Raw genomic sequence first — 15662 nt, forward strand, 5'->3', positions numbered from 1 at the left:
GGTGCCAGCTGGCACCGCGCCTCCCGTCCGTTGTGGGTCGCGCCTAGATCGCGAACCCGAGGGCGCGCATCATCTCGCGTCCGTCGTCGGTGATCCGTTCCGGACCCCACGGCGGCATCCAGACCCAGTTGATCCGGAAGGCGTCCACGATGCCGTCCAGGGCGTTCGCGGTGTCTCCCTCGATGACGTCGGTCAGGGGGCAGCCGGCGCTGGTGAGCGTCATGCTGATGACGAGGGCGTTGGCGTCGTCGTCCCAGGCGAGGTCGTAGATCAGGCCGAGGTCGACGATGTTCACGCCGAGCTCCGGGTCCTGGACCTCCTTCAGGCCCTCGACGACCTCGTCGAACTTGTCGGGAGCGAGCGCGGCGATCATCAGGCCTGCGCCTCGGCGGCCGCGACGGCCTGCACGTAGCGGTCGTAGCCCTCGTTCTCGAGGCGGTCGGCCAGCTCGGGGCCGCCCTGCTCCGCGATCTTGCCGGCGACGAACACGTGCACGAAGTCCGGCTTGATGTAGCGGAGGATGCGCGTGTAGTGCGTGATGAGCAGCACACCGAGGCTGGTCGCGGCCTTGGCACGGTTGACGCCCTCGGAGACGATCTTCAGCGCGTCGACATCGAGGCCGGAGTCGGTCTCGTCGAGGACGGCGAACTTCGGCTTGAGGAGCTCGAGCTGCATGATCTCGTGGCGCTTCTTCTCGCCACCGGAGAAGCCCTCGTTGACGTTGCGCTCGGCGAACGACGAGTCCATCTTCAGGTCGGCCATCGACTGACGGAGTTCCTTGATCCAGCCGCGCAGGGCCGGGGCCTCACCGTCGATCGCCGTCTTGGCGGTGCGGAGGAAGTTCGACACCGTGACGCCGGGGATCTCGACCGGGTACTGCATCGCCAGGAACATGCCGGCACGGGCACGCTCGTCGACGCTCATCGCGAGGACGTCCTCGCCGTCGAGGGTGATCGTGCCACCGACGACGTTGTACCGGGGGTGGCCGGCGATCGTGTACGCCAGCGTGGACTTACCGGAGCCGTTCGGCCCCATGATCGCGTGGATCTCGCCCTCGTTGATGGTGAGGTCGACACCCTTCAGGATCTCCTTGGTGCCCTGGTCGGTGTCGATCGAGACCTTGAGGTCACGGATTTCCAGAGTGGACATTGCGTTCCTTCGGTTGCAGCTGTGGTGCGGCGTCAGCCGCGGGAAGTGTTGGGGTGCTCAGTCGACCGGGACGACGTCCTGGACGTCGACGTAGACGTCGCCGTCGCGGACCTCGACCCGGAAGACCGGGACGGGCTCGTAGGCCGGGAAGTTCTGCGGCTTGCCGGTGGTCAGCGAGAAGCGGGACCCGTGGGCCCAGCACTCCAGCGAGTCACCCTCGACGAAGCCCTCGGCCAGCGAGATGTCGCCGTGCGTGCAGGTGTCGCCGATGGCGTGGACCGTGCCGGACGAGTCCTTCACGATCGCGACCGCCGTGCCACCGACGACCACCCGCATCGGGCTGTCCACCGCGATGTCGGCTTCGGCGCAGACCTTCTCGGCCATCAGGCGTTGGCCTGCGGAGCGGCGGTCTGCGGTGCGGCGGCCGGCTCGGCGCCGGACTCGGCCGGTGCCGCGATGACCGAACGGCCCTCGGCGAGTTCCTGCTCGACCGCGGCGATGAGGCGTTCCTCGAGCTCGGGCGCACCGATCTTCTGGATCACCTCGACCAGGAAGCCGAGCACGACGAGACGCCGCGCTTCTTCTTCCGGGACTCCGCGGGACTGCAGGTAGAACAGCTGCTCGTCGTCGAAGCGACCGGTGGCACTCGCGTGACCGGCACCCTCGATGTTGCCCGTCTCGATCTCGAGGTTCGGGATGCTGTCGGCACGGGTGCCGTCCGTCAGCACGAGGTTGCGGTTCTGCTCGTACGAGTCGGTCCCGTCACCGGCGCGACCGATCAGGACGTCACCGATCCAGACGGTGTGCGCGCCCTGGCCCTGCAGCGCACCCTTGTAGTTGACCCGACCGCGCGTGTTCGGCGCGTCGTGGTTCACGTAGACCTGCTGCTCGATGTACTGGCCGGCGTCGGCGAAGTACACGCCGTACATCTCGGTGTCGGCACCCTGCGCACCGAGGTGCGTCGAGGGGTTGACCCGGATGACGTCGCCGCCGAGCGAGACCACGACGTGCTTGAGGAAGGCATCGCGCCCGACCTCGGCGAAGTGCGTCGACACGTGCACCGCGTCGTCGTCCCAGTCCTGCAGGCTGACGACGGTCAGTCGTGCGTTCTGCTGCGCGACGATCTCGATGTTCTCGCTCAGCAGGGCGCTGCCGCGGTTGTCGAGCACGACGATGCCCTGCGCGTTCGGCTCGGCCGTGATGACCGTGTGCGCGGCGCGGGGCTGCGACCCGAAGTCGGAGCGGGTCACCGTGATGAACTCGTGCGCTTCGGTGGCCTTGATCGTGATCGCCAGGACCGCGTCACGGGCGCTCCAGGCCGCGGCCGCCGCGCGGTCTTCGGGCAGGCCGGCGGTGCCGACGCGGGGATCGTCGCTGCGACCCCACTCGACGTCGGCGCCCTCGGACTGGCGGGCGAGGTACGGGTAGGCGGATCCGTCGAGCGGGCCGTCCAGCAGCGGCTGGAGCTTGGTCAGCGGCGCGAACTTCCAGTTGACCTCTCGGCCGGTGACCTTCGGGAACGCCTCGACGTCGCCGGACTGGAACCGCTCGGAGCGGGTCTGGACCGGCACCTTCTTGTCGGGGGCGTCCCAGCCGCCGTCGGAGTGGGCTCCGGCGCCGTGCTGGGTGCCGCCCTGCGCTGCGGCAGCGGGCTCGATCGGCTGGTCGATGTGGGGAGGGGTGGTGCTGGACATCTAGCCGACGGATCCTTCCATGCTCATCTCGATGAGCTTGTTGAGTTCGAGTGCGTACTCCATCGGGAGCTCGCGGGCGATCGGCTCGATGAAACCACGGACGATCATCGCCATCGCCTCGTCCTCGGCCATGCCGCGGGACATGAGGTAGAAGAGCTGTTCCTCGCTGACACGCGAGACCGTGGCCTCGTGCCCCAGCTGCACGTCGTCGACACGGATGTCGATCGCCGGGTACGTGTCGCTCCGGCTGATCGTGTCGACGAGCAGGGCGTCACAGCGCACGGTGTTGGCCGCGTGGTGCGCGCCCGGGTCGACCCGGACCTCGCCGCGGTACCCGGCACGACCGCCGCCACGGGCGATCGACTTGGAGACGATCGAGGACGTCGTGTACGGCGCCATGTGGATCATCTTCGCGCCGGCGTCCTGGTGCTGGCCGGGGCCCGCGAAGGCCACGGAGAGCGTCTCGCCCTTGGCGTGCTCCCCGGCGAGGTAGATCGACGGGTACTTCATCGTGACCTTGGAGCCGATGTTGCCGTCGATCCACTCCATCGTCGCGCCTTCGTGCGCGATCGCACGCTTCGTGACGAGGTTGTAGACGTTGTTCGACCAGTTCTGGATCGTCGTGTAGCGAACGCGGGCGTTCTTCTTCACGATGATCTCGACGACGGCCGAGTGCAGCGAGTCGGACTTGTAGATCGGGGCGGTGCAGCCTTCGATGTAGTGGACGTACGAGTCCTCGTCCGCGATGATCAGCGTCCGCTCGAACTGACCCATGTTCTCGGTGTTGATCCGGAAGTAGGCCTGCAGCGGGATCTCGACGTGGACGCCCTTGGGGACGTAGACGAACGAGCCACCGGACCAGACGGCCGTGTTCAGCGCGGCGAACTTGTTGTCGCCGGCCGGGATCACGGTGCCGAAGTACTCCTCGAACAGCTCCGGGTGCTCACGGAGCGCCGTGTCGGTGTCCATGAAGATGACGCCCTGCTGCTCCAGGTCCTCGCGGATCTGGTGGTACACGACCTCGGACTCGTACTGCGCGGCGACGCCGGCGACCAGGCGCTGGCGCTCGGCCTCGGGGATGCCGAGCTTCTCGTAGGTCGCACGGATGTCCTCGGGGAGGTCTTCCCACGACTGCGCCTGCTTCTCGGTGGAGCGCACGAAGTACTTGATGTTGTCGAAGTCGATGCCCGTCAGGTCGGCACCCCACGTCGGCATCGGCTTGCGGCCGAAGAGCGACAGCCCCTTGAGGCGGTTCTTCAGCATCCACTCGGGCTCGTCCTTGAGGTTCGAGATGTCGGTGACGACCTCTTCCGAGATCCCACGACGGGCGGAGGACCCTGCCGAGTCGGAGTCGGACCAGCCGAACTCGTATTGGCCGAGCCCTTCGAGCTCGGGACGGTCGATGAGCACGTCGGACATGGTCTCCTCGTTTCCTTCTCGCGGGACAGCGTTACAGGTGTCAACCCGTGGCGTCTGGACGCCATTCCACCGTGGACCGCTGACATGCGGACCCGGTGCTGCTCCCTCGCAACGACTATGGTTCCACGCAGTCCGTGGAGTGATCGGCGATCTCGGCCCATTCGGAGCCGGCGCCTGCCTAGACTTGACTGCTGCTGAACCCTCGAATCCTACAGGTTCACTGCACGGAACAACAGGAAGGCACCACCCTCGTGACACGCGTCGGATCCCCCGTCGAGCAGGATCTCCGGACCGGACGGTGGTGGTCGCTCCCCCGTGCGGTCGACCGCCGCGTCGTCGCACTGGCCTGGGCGTCCTTCGTGGTCGAGGTCGTGCTGATCGGCACAGGCGGCCTGGTCCGCCTCACTGCGTCGGGCCTCGGATGCCCCACCTGGCCCAAGTGCACGGCGGATTCGCTGGTCTCCACGCCGGAGATGGGCGTCCACGGCATCATCGAGTTCGGCAACCGTCTGCTGACCTTCGTGCTCGTGATCGTGGCCGTCGCGATGTTCCTGGCGGTCGTCCGGATGCTCCGCACGCGGCCGGAACTGTTCTGGTTGGCGTTCGCTCAGGGCGTCGCGATCCCGGTGCAGGCCGTGATCGGCGGCATGAGCGTGTGGACGAACCTGAACCCCTTCGTGGTCGGACTGCACTTCGTCGTCTCCGCCGCGCTCACCTCGGTGACCGCTGCCCTGGTCTACCGCACCGTGCACGGCCCCCGCACGGCCGAGCGGCTCGTCCCCGGCTGGTACACCGGCGTCGTCCGCGGCACCGTCGCCGCCGTCGTCGTGACCGTGCTCGTCGGCATCCTGACCACCGGCAGCGGCCCGCACGCCGGCGCTGACGAAGCGGTCGACGGCGGACGCCTGCACCGCACCGGGTTCGACCCCGCGGTCATGGAGCACGTGCACGCCTGGCCGGCGTACGCCCTCTTCGCGCTCACCCTGGTGCTCGTCATCGGAGCCGTCCGCCTGGGCAGGCCGAGCAAGTGGCCGTTGCTGCTGCTCGTCGTCGAGTTCCTGCAGATCGCGGTCGGCCTCACGCAGGCACGCACCGGTCTGCCCGTCGGGCTCGTCGGCACGCACATGGTGCTCGCCGGGCTCCTCGTGGGCGCCGTCACGGCCGTGGTGCTGTCCACGCGGGCATCGGCCGGTCGCGACGCCGTCCGGGAACCCATCGACGCCTGACGCCCGGGCGCGTCGCGCGCTCGACACCCGTTCTCCGACACCCCACGAGTCGTTCGACTCGTGGGGTGTCGCGTTTGTGGTGGCCGGCCGGGCGCCCCGTCGGACCGAGTCCGCACCACGTGCGGTCCCCAGCCAGTCGGGTCCGCGCCGCGGCAGACCCTCCCCGCGGCGGACGGGAGGCCGGTGGCGGGCCCGCACCGCGCCTCCAGGCCGCCGCGTGCCGAGCACAAGACGCCGGTGTCCTGCCGAGACGCCGCCGAACGCGCGAGACGCCGCCGGATTCGGCGGCGTCTCGTCGGGGTGGCGGCGTCCTGCGGACACGACGGCGTCTTGCCAATACGACGGCGTCAACTGGACACGACGGCGTCCTGCGGACACGACGGCGTCAACCGGACACGACGGCGTCCTGCGGACCGAGCACGCGCCTGCGACGGCGCCGGCGCGACCGCCCTAGAAGGTGAAGACCTGCGGCAGCAGCGGGTCGATGCCCACCGCGATGAAGAGCAGCGTCAGGTACGTGATCGAGCTGTGGAAGACCCGCATCGGATGCACGTGCTCGACGTGCTGGATCGCCCGCGAGTACAGGCGGTGCGACTCGACGACGAACCAGATGCCACCGGCCAGCGCGACCACCGTGTACAGCGGACCCATGTGCCCGACGGGGATGAGCAGGAGCGAGCAGACGAGGGTCGCCCAGGCGTACAGGACGACCTGCAGGCCGACGACGGTCCGACCACGGACGACGGCGAGCATCGGCACGTCGGCGGCGTCGTAGTCGTCCCGGTACTTCATCGACAGCGGCCAGTAGTGCGGCGGCGTCCAGAGGAAGATCACCATGAACAGGATGACGGGGGTCCACGTCAGCGATCCGGTGACACCCGCCCAGCCGATGAGCACGGGCATGCAGCCGGCCGAGCCACCCCAGACGATGTTCTGCGGCGTGCGGCGCTTGAGCCACAGCGTGTAGACGAACACGTAGATCAGGATCGCGATGACGCTGAGCGCCGCGGCGAGCCAGTTCACCAGGAAGCCGAGCACCGCTGTCGACAGGACGCCGAGGATCCACGAGAACACGAGGGCTTCACGGTCGGAGAGTTCGCCGGTGACCAGCGGCCGGGTGCTCGTCCGCTTCATGAGCCGGTCGATGTCGCGGTCGATGTAGCAGTTGAAGGCCGACGCCGAACCGGCCGACATCGCTCCGCCGAGCATCGTCCAGAAGACGAGCCACAGGTCGGGGACGCCGCGCTCGGCGAGGAACATCGTCGGGGCCGTGGTGACGAGCAGCAGCTCCATCACGCGCGGCTTCGTCAACGAGACGTACGCACGGACCTTGCGGGACAGCGGCGATCGGGGTCGATCGGTGTCGGGCCGGGTCACGGTGGCAGTCGGCAAGGGAACCTCAGTCTGTTCGCATCAGCTCGCACACTCGGTGGACGACTGCGGCGGCGTCCGGGCATGCGCTGACCCGGAATGTCCACGGGTCCCGATCAGTTTACGGGATGGAAGCGCCGCAACGGTGCCCCGCTCCGACATCCCGGCGTGATCGGGACGCGTTCGACACGCCCGGATCGACCGTCGTCGGCCACCCCGGTGTGAACATCGGGGGTCACCTGAACCCCTTCTGAGTACCGGGTCACTATGCTGGACACGCCCTCCCGCAGTGCGCGCCCCGATGACGTCGGCCGCGATGAGCCGGTCGGCCGCCGCTAGACGGCGACACGACTCGGCCCCGGGATGGCCACATGTCCGTGCGATGGCACGAGCCCTCGCACATGTCGCATCAAGAAGGGTCAACATCCAAGTGGCTGAATTCACCTGGGACGCCATCGACCGGAAGGCCGTCGACACGGCCCGCGTTCTCGCCGCCGACTCGGTCGAGGCCGCCGGCAACGGTCACCCCGGCACCGCGATGAGCCTTGCTCCGCTCGCCCACCTGCTCTTCCAGAAGGTGATGCGTCGCGACCCCAGCGACGCCACCTGGATCGGCCGCGACCGCTTCATCCTCTCCGCCGGTCACGCCTCGATCCTCCAGTACGTGCAGTTCTACCTGCACGGCTACGGGCTCGAGCTCGAGGACCTGCAGCACCTGCGCAAGTGGGGCTCGAAGACCCCGGGTCACCCGGAGTACGGCCACACCGACGGTGTCGAGATCACCACGGGCCCGCTCGGCCAGGGCCTCGCGTCCTCGGTCGGCTTCGCCTACGCCCAGCGCTTCGAGCGCGGCCTGTTCGACCCGGAGACCCCGGCCGGCCAGTCGCCGTTCGACCACTTCACCTACGTGATCGCCGGCGACGGTGACATGCAGGAGGGCGTGACCAACGAAGCGGGCTCGCTCGCCGGTCGCCAGCAGCTCGGCAACCTCATCGCGTTCTACGACTCGAACCAGATCTCGATCGAGGACAACACCGACATCGCGTTCTCCGAGAGCGTCCCCGAGCGCTACGAGGCGCTCGGCTGGCACGTCCAGATCGTCGACTGGAAGAAGAACGGCGAGTACTCCGAGGACGCCGAGGAGCTCCACGCCGCGATCGAGGCCGCCAAGCAGGTCACCGACAAGCCGTCGCTCATCGTCCTCAAGACGATCATCGGCTGGCCGTCGCCGACCAAGCAGAACTCGGGCAAGATCCACGGTTCAGCGCTCGGCGCCGACGAGATCAAGGGCCTCAAGGAGATCCTCGGTTTCGACACCGACAAGACCTTCGAGGTCGCTCCCGAGGTCCTCGAGTACACCCGCGGCGCCGTCGCCAAGGGCCAGGCCGAGCACGCCGAGTGGCAGAAGTCCTTCGACGCGTGGGCCGCAGCCAACGCCGACAAGAAGGCACTGTTCGACCGCGTCCAGTCGAAGGAGCTCCCGGAGGGCCTCGAAGCAGCGCTCCCGGTCTTCCCGGCGGACAAGGCCGTCTCGACCCGTGCCGCTTCCGGCAAGGTCATCAACGCCATCGCGCCGCTGATGCCCGAGTTCTGGGGCGGTTCGGCCGACCTCGCCGAGTCGAACCTCACCACGATCGAGGGTGCCAAGTCCTTCGGTCCGGCCGAGGCCTCGACCTCGACGTGGAGCACCGACCCGTACGGCCGCGTGCTGCACTTCGGCATCCGCGAGCACGCCATGGGCTCGATCCTCAACGGCATCGTCCTGCACGGGAACACCCGCCCCTTCGGCGGCACGTTCCTCATCTTCAGCGACTACATGCGTCCGGCGGTCCGTCTCGCCGCGCTCATGCAGGCGCCGGCGATCTACGTCTGGACCCACGACTCCGTCGCCCTCGGCGAGGACGGCCCGACGCACCAGCCGATCGAGCAGGTCTCGTCGCTGCGTGCGATCCCGGGTCTCGACGTCGTCCGTCCGGCCGACGCCAACGAGGTCGCGTACGCGTGGCTCGAGATGCTCAAGCACACCGACCGCCCGGCCGGCATCGCGCTGAGCCGTCAGAACCTGCCGGTGTTCGAGCGTGGCGAAGGCGACGCCTCGGGCGAGGTCTTCGCTTCGGCGAAGAACGTCGCCAAGGGCGCCTACGTCCTGGCCGAGGCGCCCAACGGCACCCCGGACGTCATCCTCATCGCGACCGGTTCCGAGGTCCAGATCGCGGTCGAGGCTCGCGAGCAGCTCAAGGCCGAGGGCATCAACGCCCGCGTCGTGAGCGCCCCGTCGATCGAGTGGTTCCGCGCCCAGTCCGAGAACTACCAGGACCAGGTGCTCCCGAAGGACGTCACCGCTCGCGTGTCGGTCGAGGCCGGCATCGCCATGAGCTGGCGCGACATCGTCGGCGACAAGGGCCGCAGCGTCTCGATCGAGCACTTCGGTGCCTCGGCCGACTACCAGACGCTCTTCAAGGAGTTCGGCTTCACGACGGAGCACGTCGTGGCCGCCGCGAAGGAATCGATCGCAGCTTCCTGACCTGCAAGGGCCGGGTCCGGTTTCCGGATCCGGCCCTTCTTCCGGGAGGCCCGGCTCGGTTCCGCCACGGGCCTCCCGTCCCCGAAACCCCGACTCACGGTCCTCACGGACCCGTCGATGAAAGAAGAAGAGAAACACATGGCTGAGAACACCCCCACCGCCGCCCTCTCCGCGGTCGGCGTGAGCATCTGGCTCGACGACCTCTCCCGCGAGCTCCTCGAGACCGGCAAGCTCACCGAGCTCATCGAGCAGAAGAACGTCGTCGGTGTGACGACGAACCCGACGATCTTCGCGTCGGCCCTCGCCAAGGGCGAGCGCTACGACGCGCAGGTCAAGGAGCTCGCCGCTGCGGGCACCGACGTGACCGACGCGATCTTCGCGATCACCACGCAGGACGTCGCGAACGCATCCGACGTCTTCAAGCCGATCTACGACGAGACCAAGGGCTTCGACGGCCGCGTCTCGATCGAGGTCGAGCCGGGTCTGGCGCACGACACCGCCAAGACCATCGAGCAGGCCAAGTTCCTGTTCGAGAAGGTCGGCAAGGAGAACGTCCTCATCAAGATCCCGGCGACGCTCGAGGGTCTCGAGGCGATCACCGAGGTCATCGGCGCGGGCATCTCCGTCAACGTCACGCTGATCTTCTCGCTCGAGCGCTACCGCGCCGTCATCGACGCCTACCTCGGTGGGCTCGAGAAGGCCAAGGCCGCCGGCCACGACCTCTCCAAGATCCACTCGGTCGCGTCGTTCTTCGTGTCGCGCGTCGACTCCGAGATCGACAAGCGCCTGGACGCCGTCGGCACCGACGAGGCCAAGGCCCTGAAGTCGAAGGCCGGCATCGCCAACGCGCAGCTCGCCTACCAGGTCTGGACCGAGGCGTTCGCCTCCGAGCGCGCCCTGGGCCTGCTCGAGTCCGGTGCCAACACGCAGCGTCCGCTCTGGGCCTCGACCGGTGTCAAGGACCCGTCGCTCCCCGACACGCTCTACGTGACCGAGCTCGCCGCCCCGAACACCGTCAACACGATGCCGGGCAAGACGCTCGACGCCACGTTCGACCACGGTGAGATCCACGGCGACGCCATCGCCGGCACCTTCGACCAGGCGCAGCAGGTCCTTGACCAGCTCGCCGCGCAGGGTGTCGACTACGACGAGGTCGTCGCGCTGCTCGAGAAGGAGGGCGTGGACAAGTTCAACGTCTCCTGGGGCGAGCTCGTCGACACCGTCAAGGCAGCGCTCGAGGGCGCCAAGTAGTGACGGTTTCCATCGCAGCCAGCGGCGACGCCGCGCGGGCCATCGAACAGGTGGTCCCGCGGCTCGTCGCTGACCTGGTGGCCTCGGGCATCACCGCCCAGGACGCCGATCTGTGGGGAGCCACCGCCGAGGCCGAGGCGTCGAAGCGCCTCGGTTGGGTGGAGGCCGTCTCGGTCTCCCGCCCGCTCGTCGCCGAGGTGACCGCGCTGCGCGAGTCGCTCCGTGCCGAAGGGGTCGACCACGTCGTCCTCGCCGGCATGGGCGGCTCGTCGCTCGCACCCGAGGTCATCACGCGCACGGCCGGTGTCCCCCTCACGGTCCTCGACTCGACCGATCCCGCGCAGGTCCACGCCGCCGTGACGACCGACCTCGAGCGCACCGTGCTCGTCGTCTCGTCGAAGTCCGGTTCGACGCTCGAGACCGATTCGCAGCGCCGGGTCTACGAGCAGGCGTTCCGCGACGCCGGCATCGACCCGGCCGGCCGCATCGTCGTCGTCACCGACCCGGGCTCCGCGCTCGAGGCAGCCGCGACCGACGCCGGGTACCGCGTCTTCACTGCCGACCCCACCGTCGGCGGCCGCTACTCCGCGCTCACCGCCTTCGGCCTCGTGCCGTCCGGTCTCGCCGGAGCGGACATCGCCGAGCTCCTCGACGAAGCCGACGCCATCTCCGCGCTGCTCTCGGTCGACCTGGACGAGAACCCCGGGCTCGTGCTCGGTGCGGTCCTCGCCGGCACCGAGCCGCTGCGCGACAAGATCGCCATCGTGCCCGACGGCACGCACATCGTCGGTTTCGGCGACTGGGTCGAACAGCTGATCGCGGAGTCGACCGGCAAGGACGGCCGCGGCCTGCTGCCCGTCGTGCTGCACGCGGACTCCCCCGAGGTCACCGCCGGCCTGCCCGACGTCCAGGTCATCCGCCTGGTCGGTTCGCGCGAGGACGAGCGTCACGTGGCCGAGGGCGAGGTCGAGATCACCGGCACGCTCGGTGGCCAGATCCTCGTCTGGGAGTACGCCGTCGCGGTCGCCGGTCGCCTGCTCGGCATCAACCCGTTCGACCAGCCCGACGTCGAGGCCGCCAAGGTCGCGACGCGCGCACTGCTCGACGACCGCCCCGCCGCGGCTGAGCCGGCGTTCTCCGAGGACGGCATCGCCGTCCGCGCGACGCCCGGACTCGCCATCGGTGCGACGCTCTCGGAAGCCGTGTCGGGCCTGGTGTCCGCACTCGACCCGACCGGCTACGTGTCGGTGCAGGCGTACGTCGACCGCACCGCGAACAGCGGCCTCGAGTCGCTGCGCGACGCGATCGCGGCGCGCACGGAACGCCCCGTCACCTTCGGGTACGGCCCGCGGTTCCTGCACTCGACCGGCCAGTACCACAAGGGCGGCCCCGCAACGGGAGTGTTCCTGCAGATCGTGGCCGACGAAGCCGAGGACCTGGCGATCCCGGGTCGGCCGTTCACGTTCGGGCAGCTCCTCCAGGCCCAGGCGGCCGGTGACGCGAGTGTCCTCGCCGAACACGGCCGACCGGTCCTCACCCTCACCACGTCGGACGTCCTCGCCGCCACCGCGGCGATCGCGGCCGCCGTCTCCCCCTGACTCGTAAGGAGTTCACCGACTCATGTCACCGGTGGCAATCACCCCGGAGCACAACCCGCTCCGGCTGCCGACGGATCGTCGACTGAACCGGATCGCGGGACCGAGCACGCTCATCATCTTCGGTGTGACGGGCGACCTGTCACGCAAGAAGCTGATGCCCGCGGTCTACGACCTGGCCAACCGAGGGCTCCTGCCCCCGGGGTTCGCGCTCGTCGGGTTCGCTCGTCGCGACTGGGAGGACCAAGACTTCTCCCAGCTCGTGCACGACGCCGTCAAGGAGCACTCCCGCACCCCGTTCGACGAGGACGTCTGGCGTCAGCTCGAACAGGGCATCCGCTTCGTGCAGGGCTCGTTCGACGACCCCGAGGCGTTCCGCGAGCTGAAGCGCACCGTCGACGACCTCGACGCCGAGCGCGGGACGCTGGGCAACCACGCGTTCTACCTGTCCATCCCACCCAAGATGTTCCCGGTCGTCACCGAGCAGCTCAAGCTGTCCGGGCTGACCGAGAAGCGCGTGGGCTCCTGGAGCCGTGTGGTCGTCGAGAAGCCGTTCGGCTCCGACCTCCGCACCGCGCGCGAGCTCAACGCGATCGTCGAGAGCGTCTTCGCTCCCGACGACGTGTTCCGCATCGACCACTACCTCGGCAAGGAGACTGTCCAGAACCTCCTGACGCTCCGGTTCGCGAACCAGATGTACGAACCCATCTGGAACTCGAACTACGTCGACCACGTGCAGATCACGATGGCCGAGGACATCGGCGTCGCCGGACGAGCCGCGTACTACGACGGCATCGGCGCGGCGCGCGACGTCATCCAGAACCACCTGCTGCAGCTCCTCGCGCTCACCGCGATGGAGGAGCCCGTCTCGTTCAAGGCCGCGGACCTGCGCGCCGAGAAGGAGAAGGTGCTCTCCGCCGTTCGTCTGCCCGATGACCTCTCCACCGCAACCGCCCGCGGGCAGTACGCCGGTGGGTGGCAGGGCGGCGAGAAGGTGCTCGGCTTCCTCGAGGAAGGCGGCATGGACCCCGAGTCCGGCACCGAGACCTACGCGGCGATCAAGCTCGACATCGCCACGCGTCGCTGGCAGGGCGTCCCGTTCTACCTGCGCGCCGGCAAGCGTCTCGGCCGTCGTGTGACCGAGATCGCGATCGTGTTCAAGCGCGTCCCCGAGGACGTCTACGGCAACTCGCAGTCCCCGCTCGGGCAGAACGCCCTGGTGATCCGCGTCCAGCCGGACGAGGGCGTCACGCTCCGCTTCGGATCGAAGGTCCCGGGCGTCGGCACCCAGGTGCGCGACGTGACGATGGACTTCGGCTACGGCCACGCGTTCACCGAAGCATCCCCCGAGGCGTACGAGCGACTCATCCTCGACGTGCTCCTCGGTGACCCGCCGCTGTTCCCGCGGCACCAGGAGGTCGAGCTGTCCTGGAAGATCCTCGACCCCATCGAGGAGTTCTGGGCCACGCAGGGCCAGCCCGAGCAGTACCGTCCCGGCACGTGGGGTCCGGCATCCGCCGATGCCCTGCTCGCCCGCGACGGTCGGACCTGGAGGCGTCCGTGAAGATCGACATGCCCGACACCACGGTGTCGAAGATCCAGAAGAAGCTCGTCCGCATCCGCGAAGAGGGCGGCGCCGTCGCCCTCGGCCGGGTGCTGACCCTCATCATCTCGACGGCCCTCGGCCACGAGGAAGAGGCGATCGAGGCGGCGAACGAAGCGTCCCGCGAGCACCCGATGCGCGTGATCATCGTCTCGAAGAACAGCGGTGACACGAAGTCCCCCGGGCGCCTCGACGCGCAGATCCGTGTCGGCAGCGACGCGGGTGCGAGCGAGGTCATCGTCCTCCGTGCGTACGGCGAGACCGCGACCGACGAGGAGAGCCTGGTCACCGGGCTCCTGCTGCCGGACGCACCCGTCGTGGCCTGGTGGCCGCAGACGGCTCCGGAGCAGCCCGCGGCGTCGGCCCTGGGCCGCATCGCGCAGCGCCGGATCACCGACGCTGCCGCGCAGAAGGACCCGAACGGTGCGATCGAGGCCCTCGGCGCGTCCTACGTGCCGGGTGACACCGACTTCGCCTGGACCCGTCTCACCCTGTGGCGGAACCAGCTCGCCGCGGCGCTCGACCAGCCGCCGTACGAGCCGATCACCGCGGTCGAGGTCTCCGGAGCGTCCGACAGCCCGTCGACGATCCTGCTCGCCGCCTGGCTGCAGCTGCAGCTCCGGGTGCCGGTGTCCGTCGTCACGTCGCCCCGTGCGACGGGGTCGAGCGGTATCCACGGCGTGAAGCTCGTCCGCGAGTCCGGGACCATCGAGCTCGAGCGTTCCCTGGTGGACGTCGCCACGCTCTCGATGCCCGGGCAGCCGACGCACGACCTGTCGCTGCCACGCCGCAACCTGCGTGACTGCCTGGCCGAGGAACTCCGTAGACTCGACCCGGACGTCCTCTTCGGAGACGTCGTCAAGCACGGGGTGCCCCAGCTGCGCGAGACCATCGCCCGCTGATCCACACCCCACACGGTCGGGCCGTCTGTCTGGTGCAGGCGGTCCGACCGGACCGAAGGCGGTCGGACGACCGGTCGGCCGCCACGAACACGGGAGTCACGTGACCAACGAACGGCGGGTGCTCGTGCACCCCGACAAGCAGGCCCTCGGCGCTTCGGTCGCCGCACGCTTCATCACCAAGATCATCGACGTGCTCGACGAGCAGGAGCGCGCCGACATCGCGATCAGCGGTGGCTCGGTGTCGTCCCTCGTCCTCGCCGCGATCGGCCAGTCGCCAGCGCGCGAGAGCGTCGACTGGTCGAAGGTGCACGTCTGGTGGGTCGACGAGCGCTGGGTCCCGTCGGACGACGCCGACCGCAACACCACCGGCACGCAGACCGACTTCTTCGACCACGTGGACATCCCCGCGTCGAACATCCACCCGATGCCGGCCTCGGACGGCGGGCTCGACATCGAGGCCGCTGCGAGCCAGTACGAGCGTGAGCTGCAGGACGCCGCGCCCGAGGGTGCCGTTGCTCCGCGTTTCGACATCACCCTGCTGGGTGTCGGCCCGGACGGACACACCGCGTCGCTCTTCCCGGAGTTCCCGCAGCTCACCGTCACCGACCGCGCTGTCGTGTCGGTGGACGACTCCCCCAAGCCGCCGCCGCAGCGCTTGACCGTCACCTACCCGGTGATCAACGCCTCGCAGCGCGTCTGGGTCATCCTGTCCGGCGCCGAGAAGGCGTCGGTGCTGGGGCTCGCCCTCGCCGGCGCGTCGGTCGACGACGTCCCCGTCGGAGGCGTGCAGGGCCGCAAGCGCACCGTCTTCTTCGTCGACCAGGACGCCGCCCGCGACGTCCCCGAGAACCTGATCGCGTCGACGTACTAGACGCGCGTTCCTGACGGACAGGAGGCCCGGTGCCCGCTAGCACCCGGCCTCCTGTCC

The 15662-nt window shown here is 69.0% G+C and carries 13 protein-coding genes; 7 read left to right on the forward strand and 6 right to left on the reverse strand.

The window, feature by feature from the left end:
• Positions 1-43: 43 nt before the first annotated feature.
• The 5 genes from ITJ50_RS17120 to sufB are packed head-to-tail and all read right to left on the reverse strand — an operon-like array spanning position 44 to position 4262.
• A complete protein-coding gene (locus tag ITJ50_RS17120; RefSeq protein WP_017887270.1) occupies positions 44-373 on the reverse strand; it encodes a metal-sulfur cluster assembly factor in 330 nt (109 codons plus the stop codon).
• Positions 373-1149 (reverse strand): Fe-S cluster assembly ATPase SufC, encoded by a 777-nt coding sequence (sufC, locus tag ITJ50_RS17125; RefSeq protein WP_194591000.1) that lies wholly within the window; start codon positions 1147-1149, stop codon positions 373-375. Before sufC ends, ITJ50_RS17120 begins: the two co-directional genes overlap by 1 nt.
• A 57-nt stretch (positions 1150-1206) precedes the next feature.
• Entirely contained in the window at positions 1207-1533 is a 327-nt protein-coding gene (locus tag ITJ50_RS17130) for a non-heme iron oxygenase ferredoxin subunit (protein WP_017887268.1), read from the reverse strand.
• Positions 1533-2843: a Fe-S cluster assembly protein SufD gene (sufD, locus tag ITJ50_RS17135; protein WP_194591001.1), complete on the reverse strand. Its 1311-nt coding sequence runs from the start codon at positions 2841-2843 to the stop codon at positions 1533-1535. Before sufD ends, ITJ50_RS17130 begins: the two co-directional genes overlap by 1 nt.
• The gene (sufB, locus tag ITJ50_RS17140; RefSeq protein ID WP_017887266.1) at positions 2844-4262 is read right to left on the reverse strand and encodes a Fe-S cluster assembly protein SufB; all 1419 of its coding nucleotides are present in this window, start codon (positions 4260-4262) and stop codon (positions 2844-2846) included.
• A 251-nt stretch (positions 4263-4513) separates the two neighbouring features.
• On the opposite strand from sufB, the gene ITJ50_RS17145 reads away from it, so the two are divergent.
• On the forward strand, positions 4514-5488 hold the full coding sequence (locus ITJ50_RS17145) for a COX15/CtaA family protein (RefSeq protein ID WP_056068705.1): 975 nt from the start codon (positions 4514-4516) through the stop codon (positions 5486-5488).
• Between the two features lie 450 nt (positions 5489-5938).
• On the opposite strand, the gene ITJ50_RS17150 is transcribed toward ITJ50_RS17145, so the two are convergent.
• Positions 5939-6865: a heme o synthase gene (locus ITJ50_RS17150; protein ID WP_017887264.1), complete on the reverse strand. Its 927-nt coding sequence runs from the start codon at positions 6863-6865 to the stop codon at positions 5939-5941.
• Positions 6866-7289: 424 nt separating this feature from the next.
• On the opposite strand from ITJ50_RS17150, the gene tkt reads away from it, so the two are divergent.
• The 6 genes from tkt to pgl all read left to right on the forward strand — a co-directional run bounded on the left by tkt (position 7290) and on the right by pgl (position 15605).
• Positions 7290-9383: a transketolase gene (gene tkt / locus ITJ50_RS17155; RefSeq protein WP_017887263.1), complete on the forward strand. Its 2094-nt coding sequence runs from the start codon at positions 7290-7292 to the stop codon at positions 9381-9383.
• 138 nt (positions 9384-9521) lie between these two features.
• Complete coding sequence (gene tal, locus ITJ50_RS17160) at positions 9522-10634, forward strand: transaldolase (protein WP_017887262.1); 1113 nt, start codon at positions 9522-9524, stop codon at positions 10632-10634.
• The gene (locus ITJ50_RS17165; RefSeq protein WP_017887261.1) at positions 10634-12232 is read left to right on the forward strand and encodes a hypothetical protein; all 1599 of its coding nucleotides are present in this window, start codon (positions 10634-10636) and stop codon (positions 12230-12232) included. The genes tal and ITJ50_RS17165 overlap by 1 nt, the downstream gene beginning before the upstream one ends.
• 22 nt (positions 12233-12254) lie before the next feature.
• Entirely contained in the window at positions 12255-13793 is a 1539-nt protein-coding gene (gene zwf / locus ITJ50_RS17170; protein ID WP_194591002.1) for a glucose-6-phosphate dehydrogenase, read from the forward strand.
• Positions 13790-14734 carry a glucose-6-phosphate dehydrogenase assembly protein OpcA gene (locus ITJ50_RS17175; protein WP_071244913.1) on the forward strand — a complete coding sequence of 315 codons (945 nt, stop codon included), beginning with the start codon at positions 13790-13792 and terminating at the stop codon, positions 14732-14734. Before zwf ends, ITJ50_RS17175 begins: the two co-directional genes overlap by 4 nt.
• Before the next feature lie 100 nt (positions 14735-14834).
• Entirely contained in the window at positions 14835-15605 is a 771-nt protein-coding gene (pgl, locus tag ITJ50_RS17180) for a 6-phosphogluconolactonase (protein ID WP_017887258.1), read from the forward strand.
• Positions 15606-15662: the final 57 nt, after the last annotated feature.

This window comes from Curtobacterium sp. VKM Ac-2889 (assembly GCF_015350855.1).
Classification (GTDB): Bacteria; Actinomycetota; Actinomycetes; order Actinomycetales; family Microbacteriaceae; genus Curtobacterium; species Curtobacterium poinsettiae.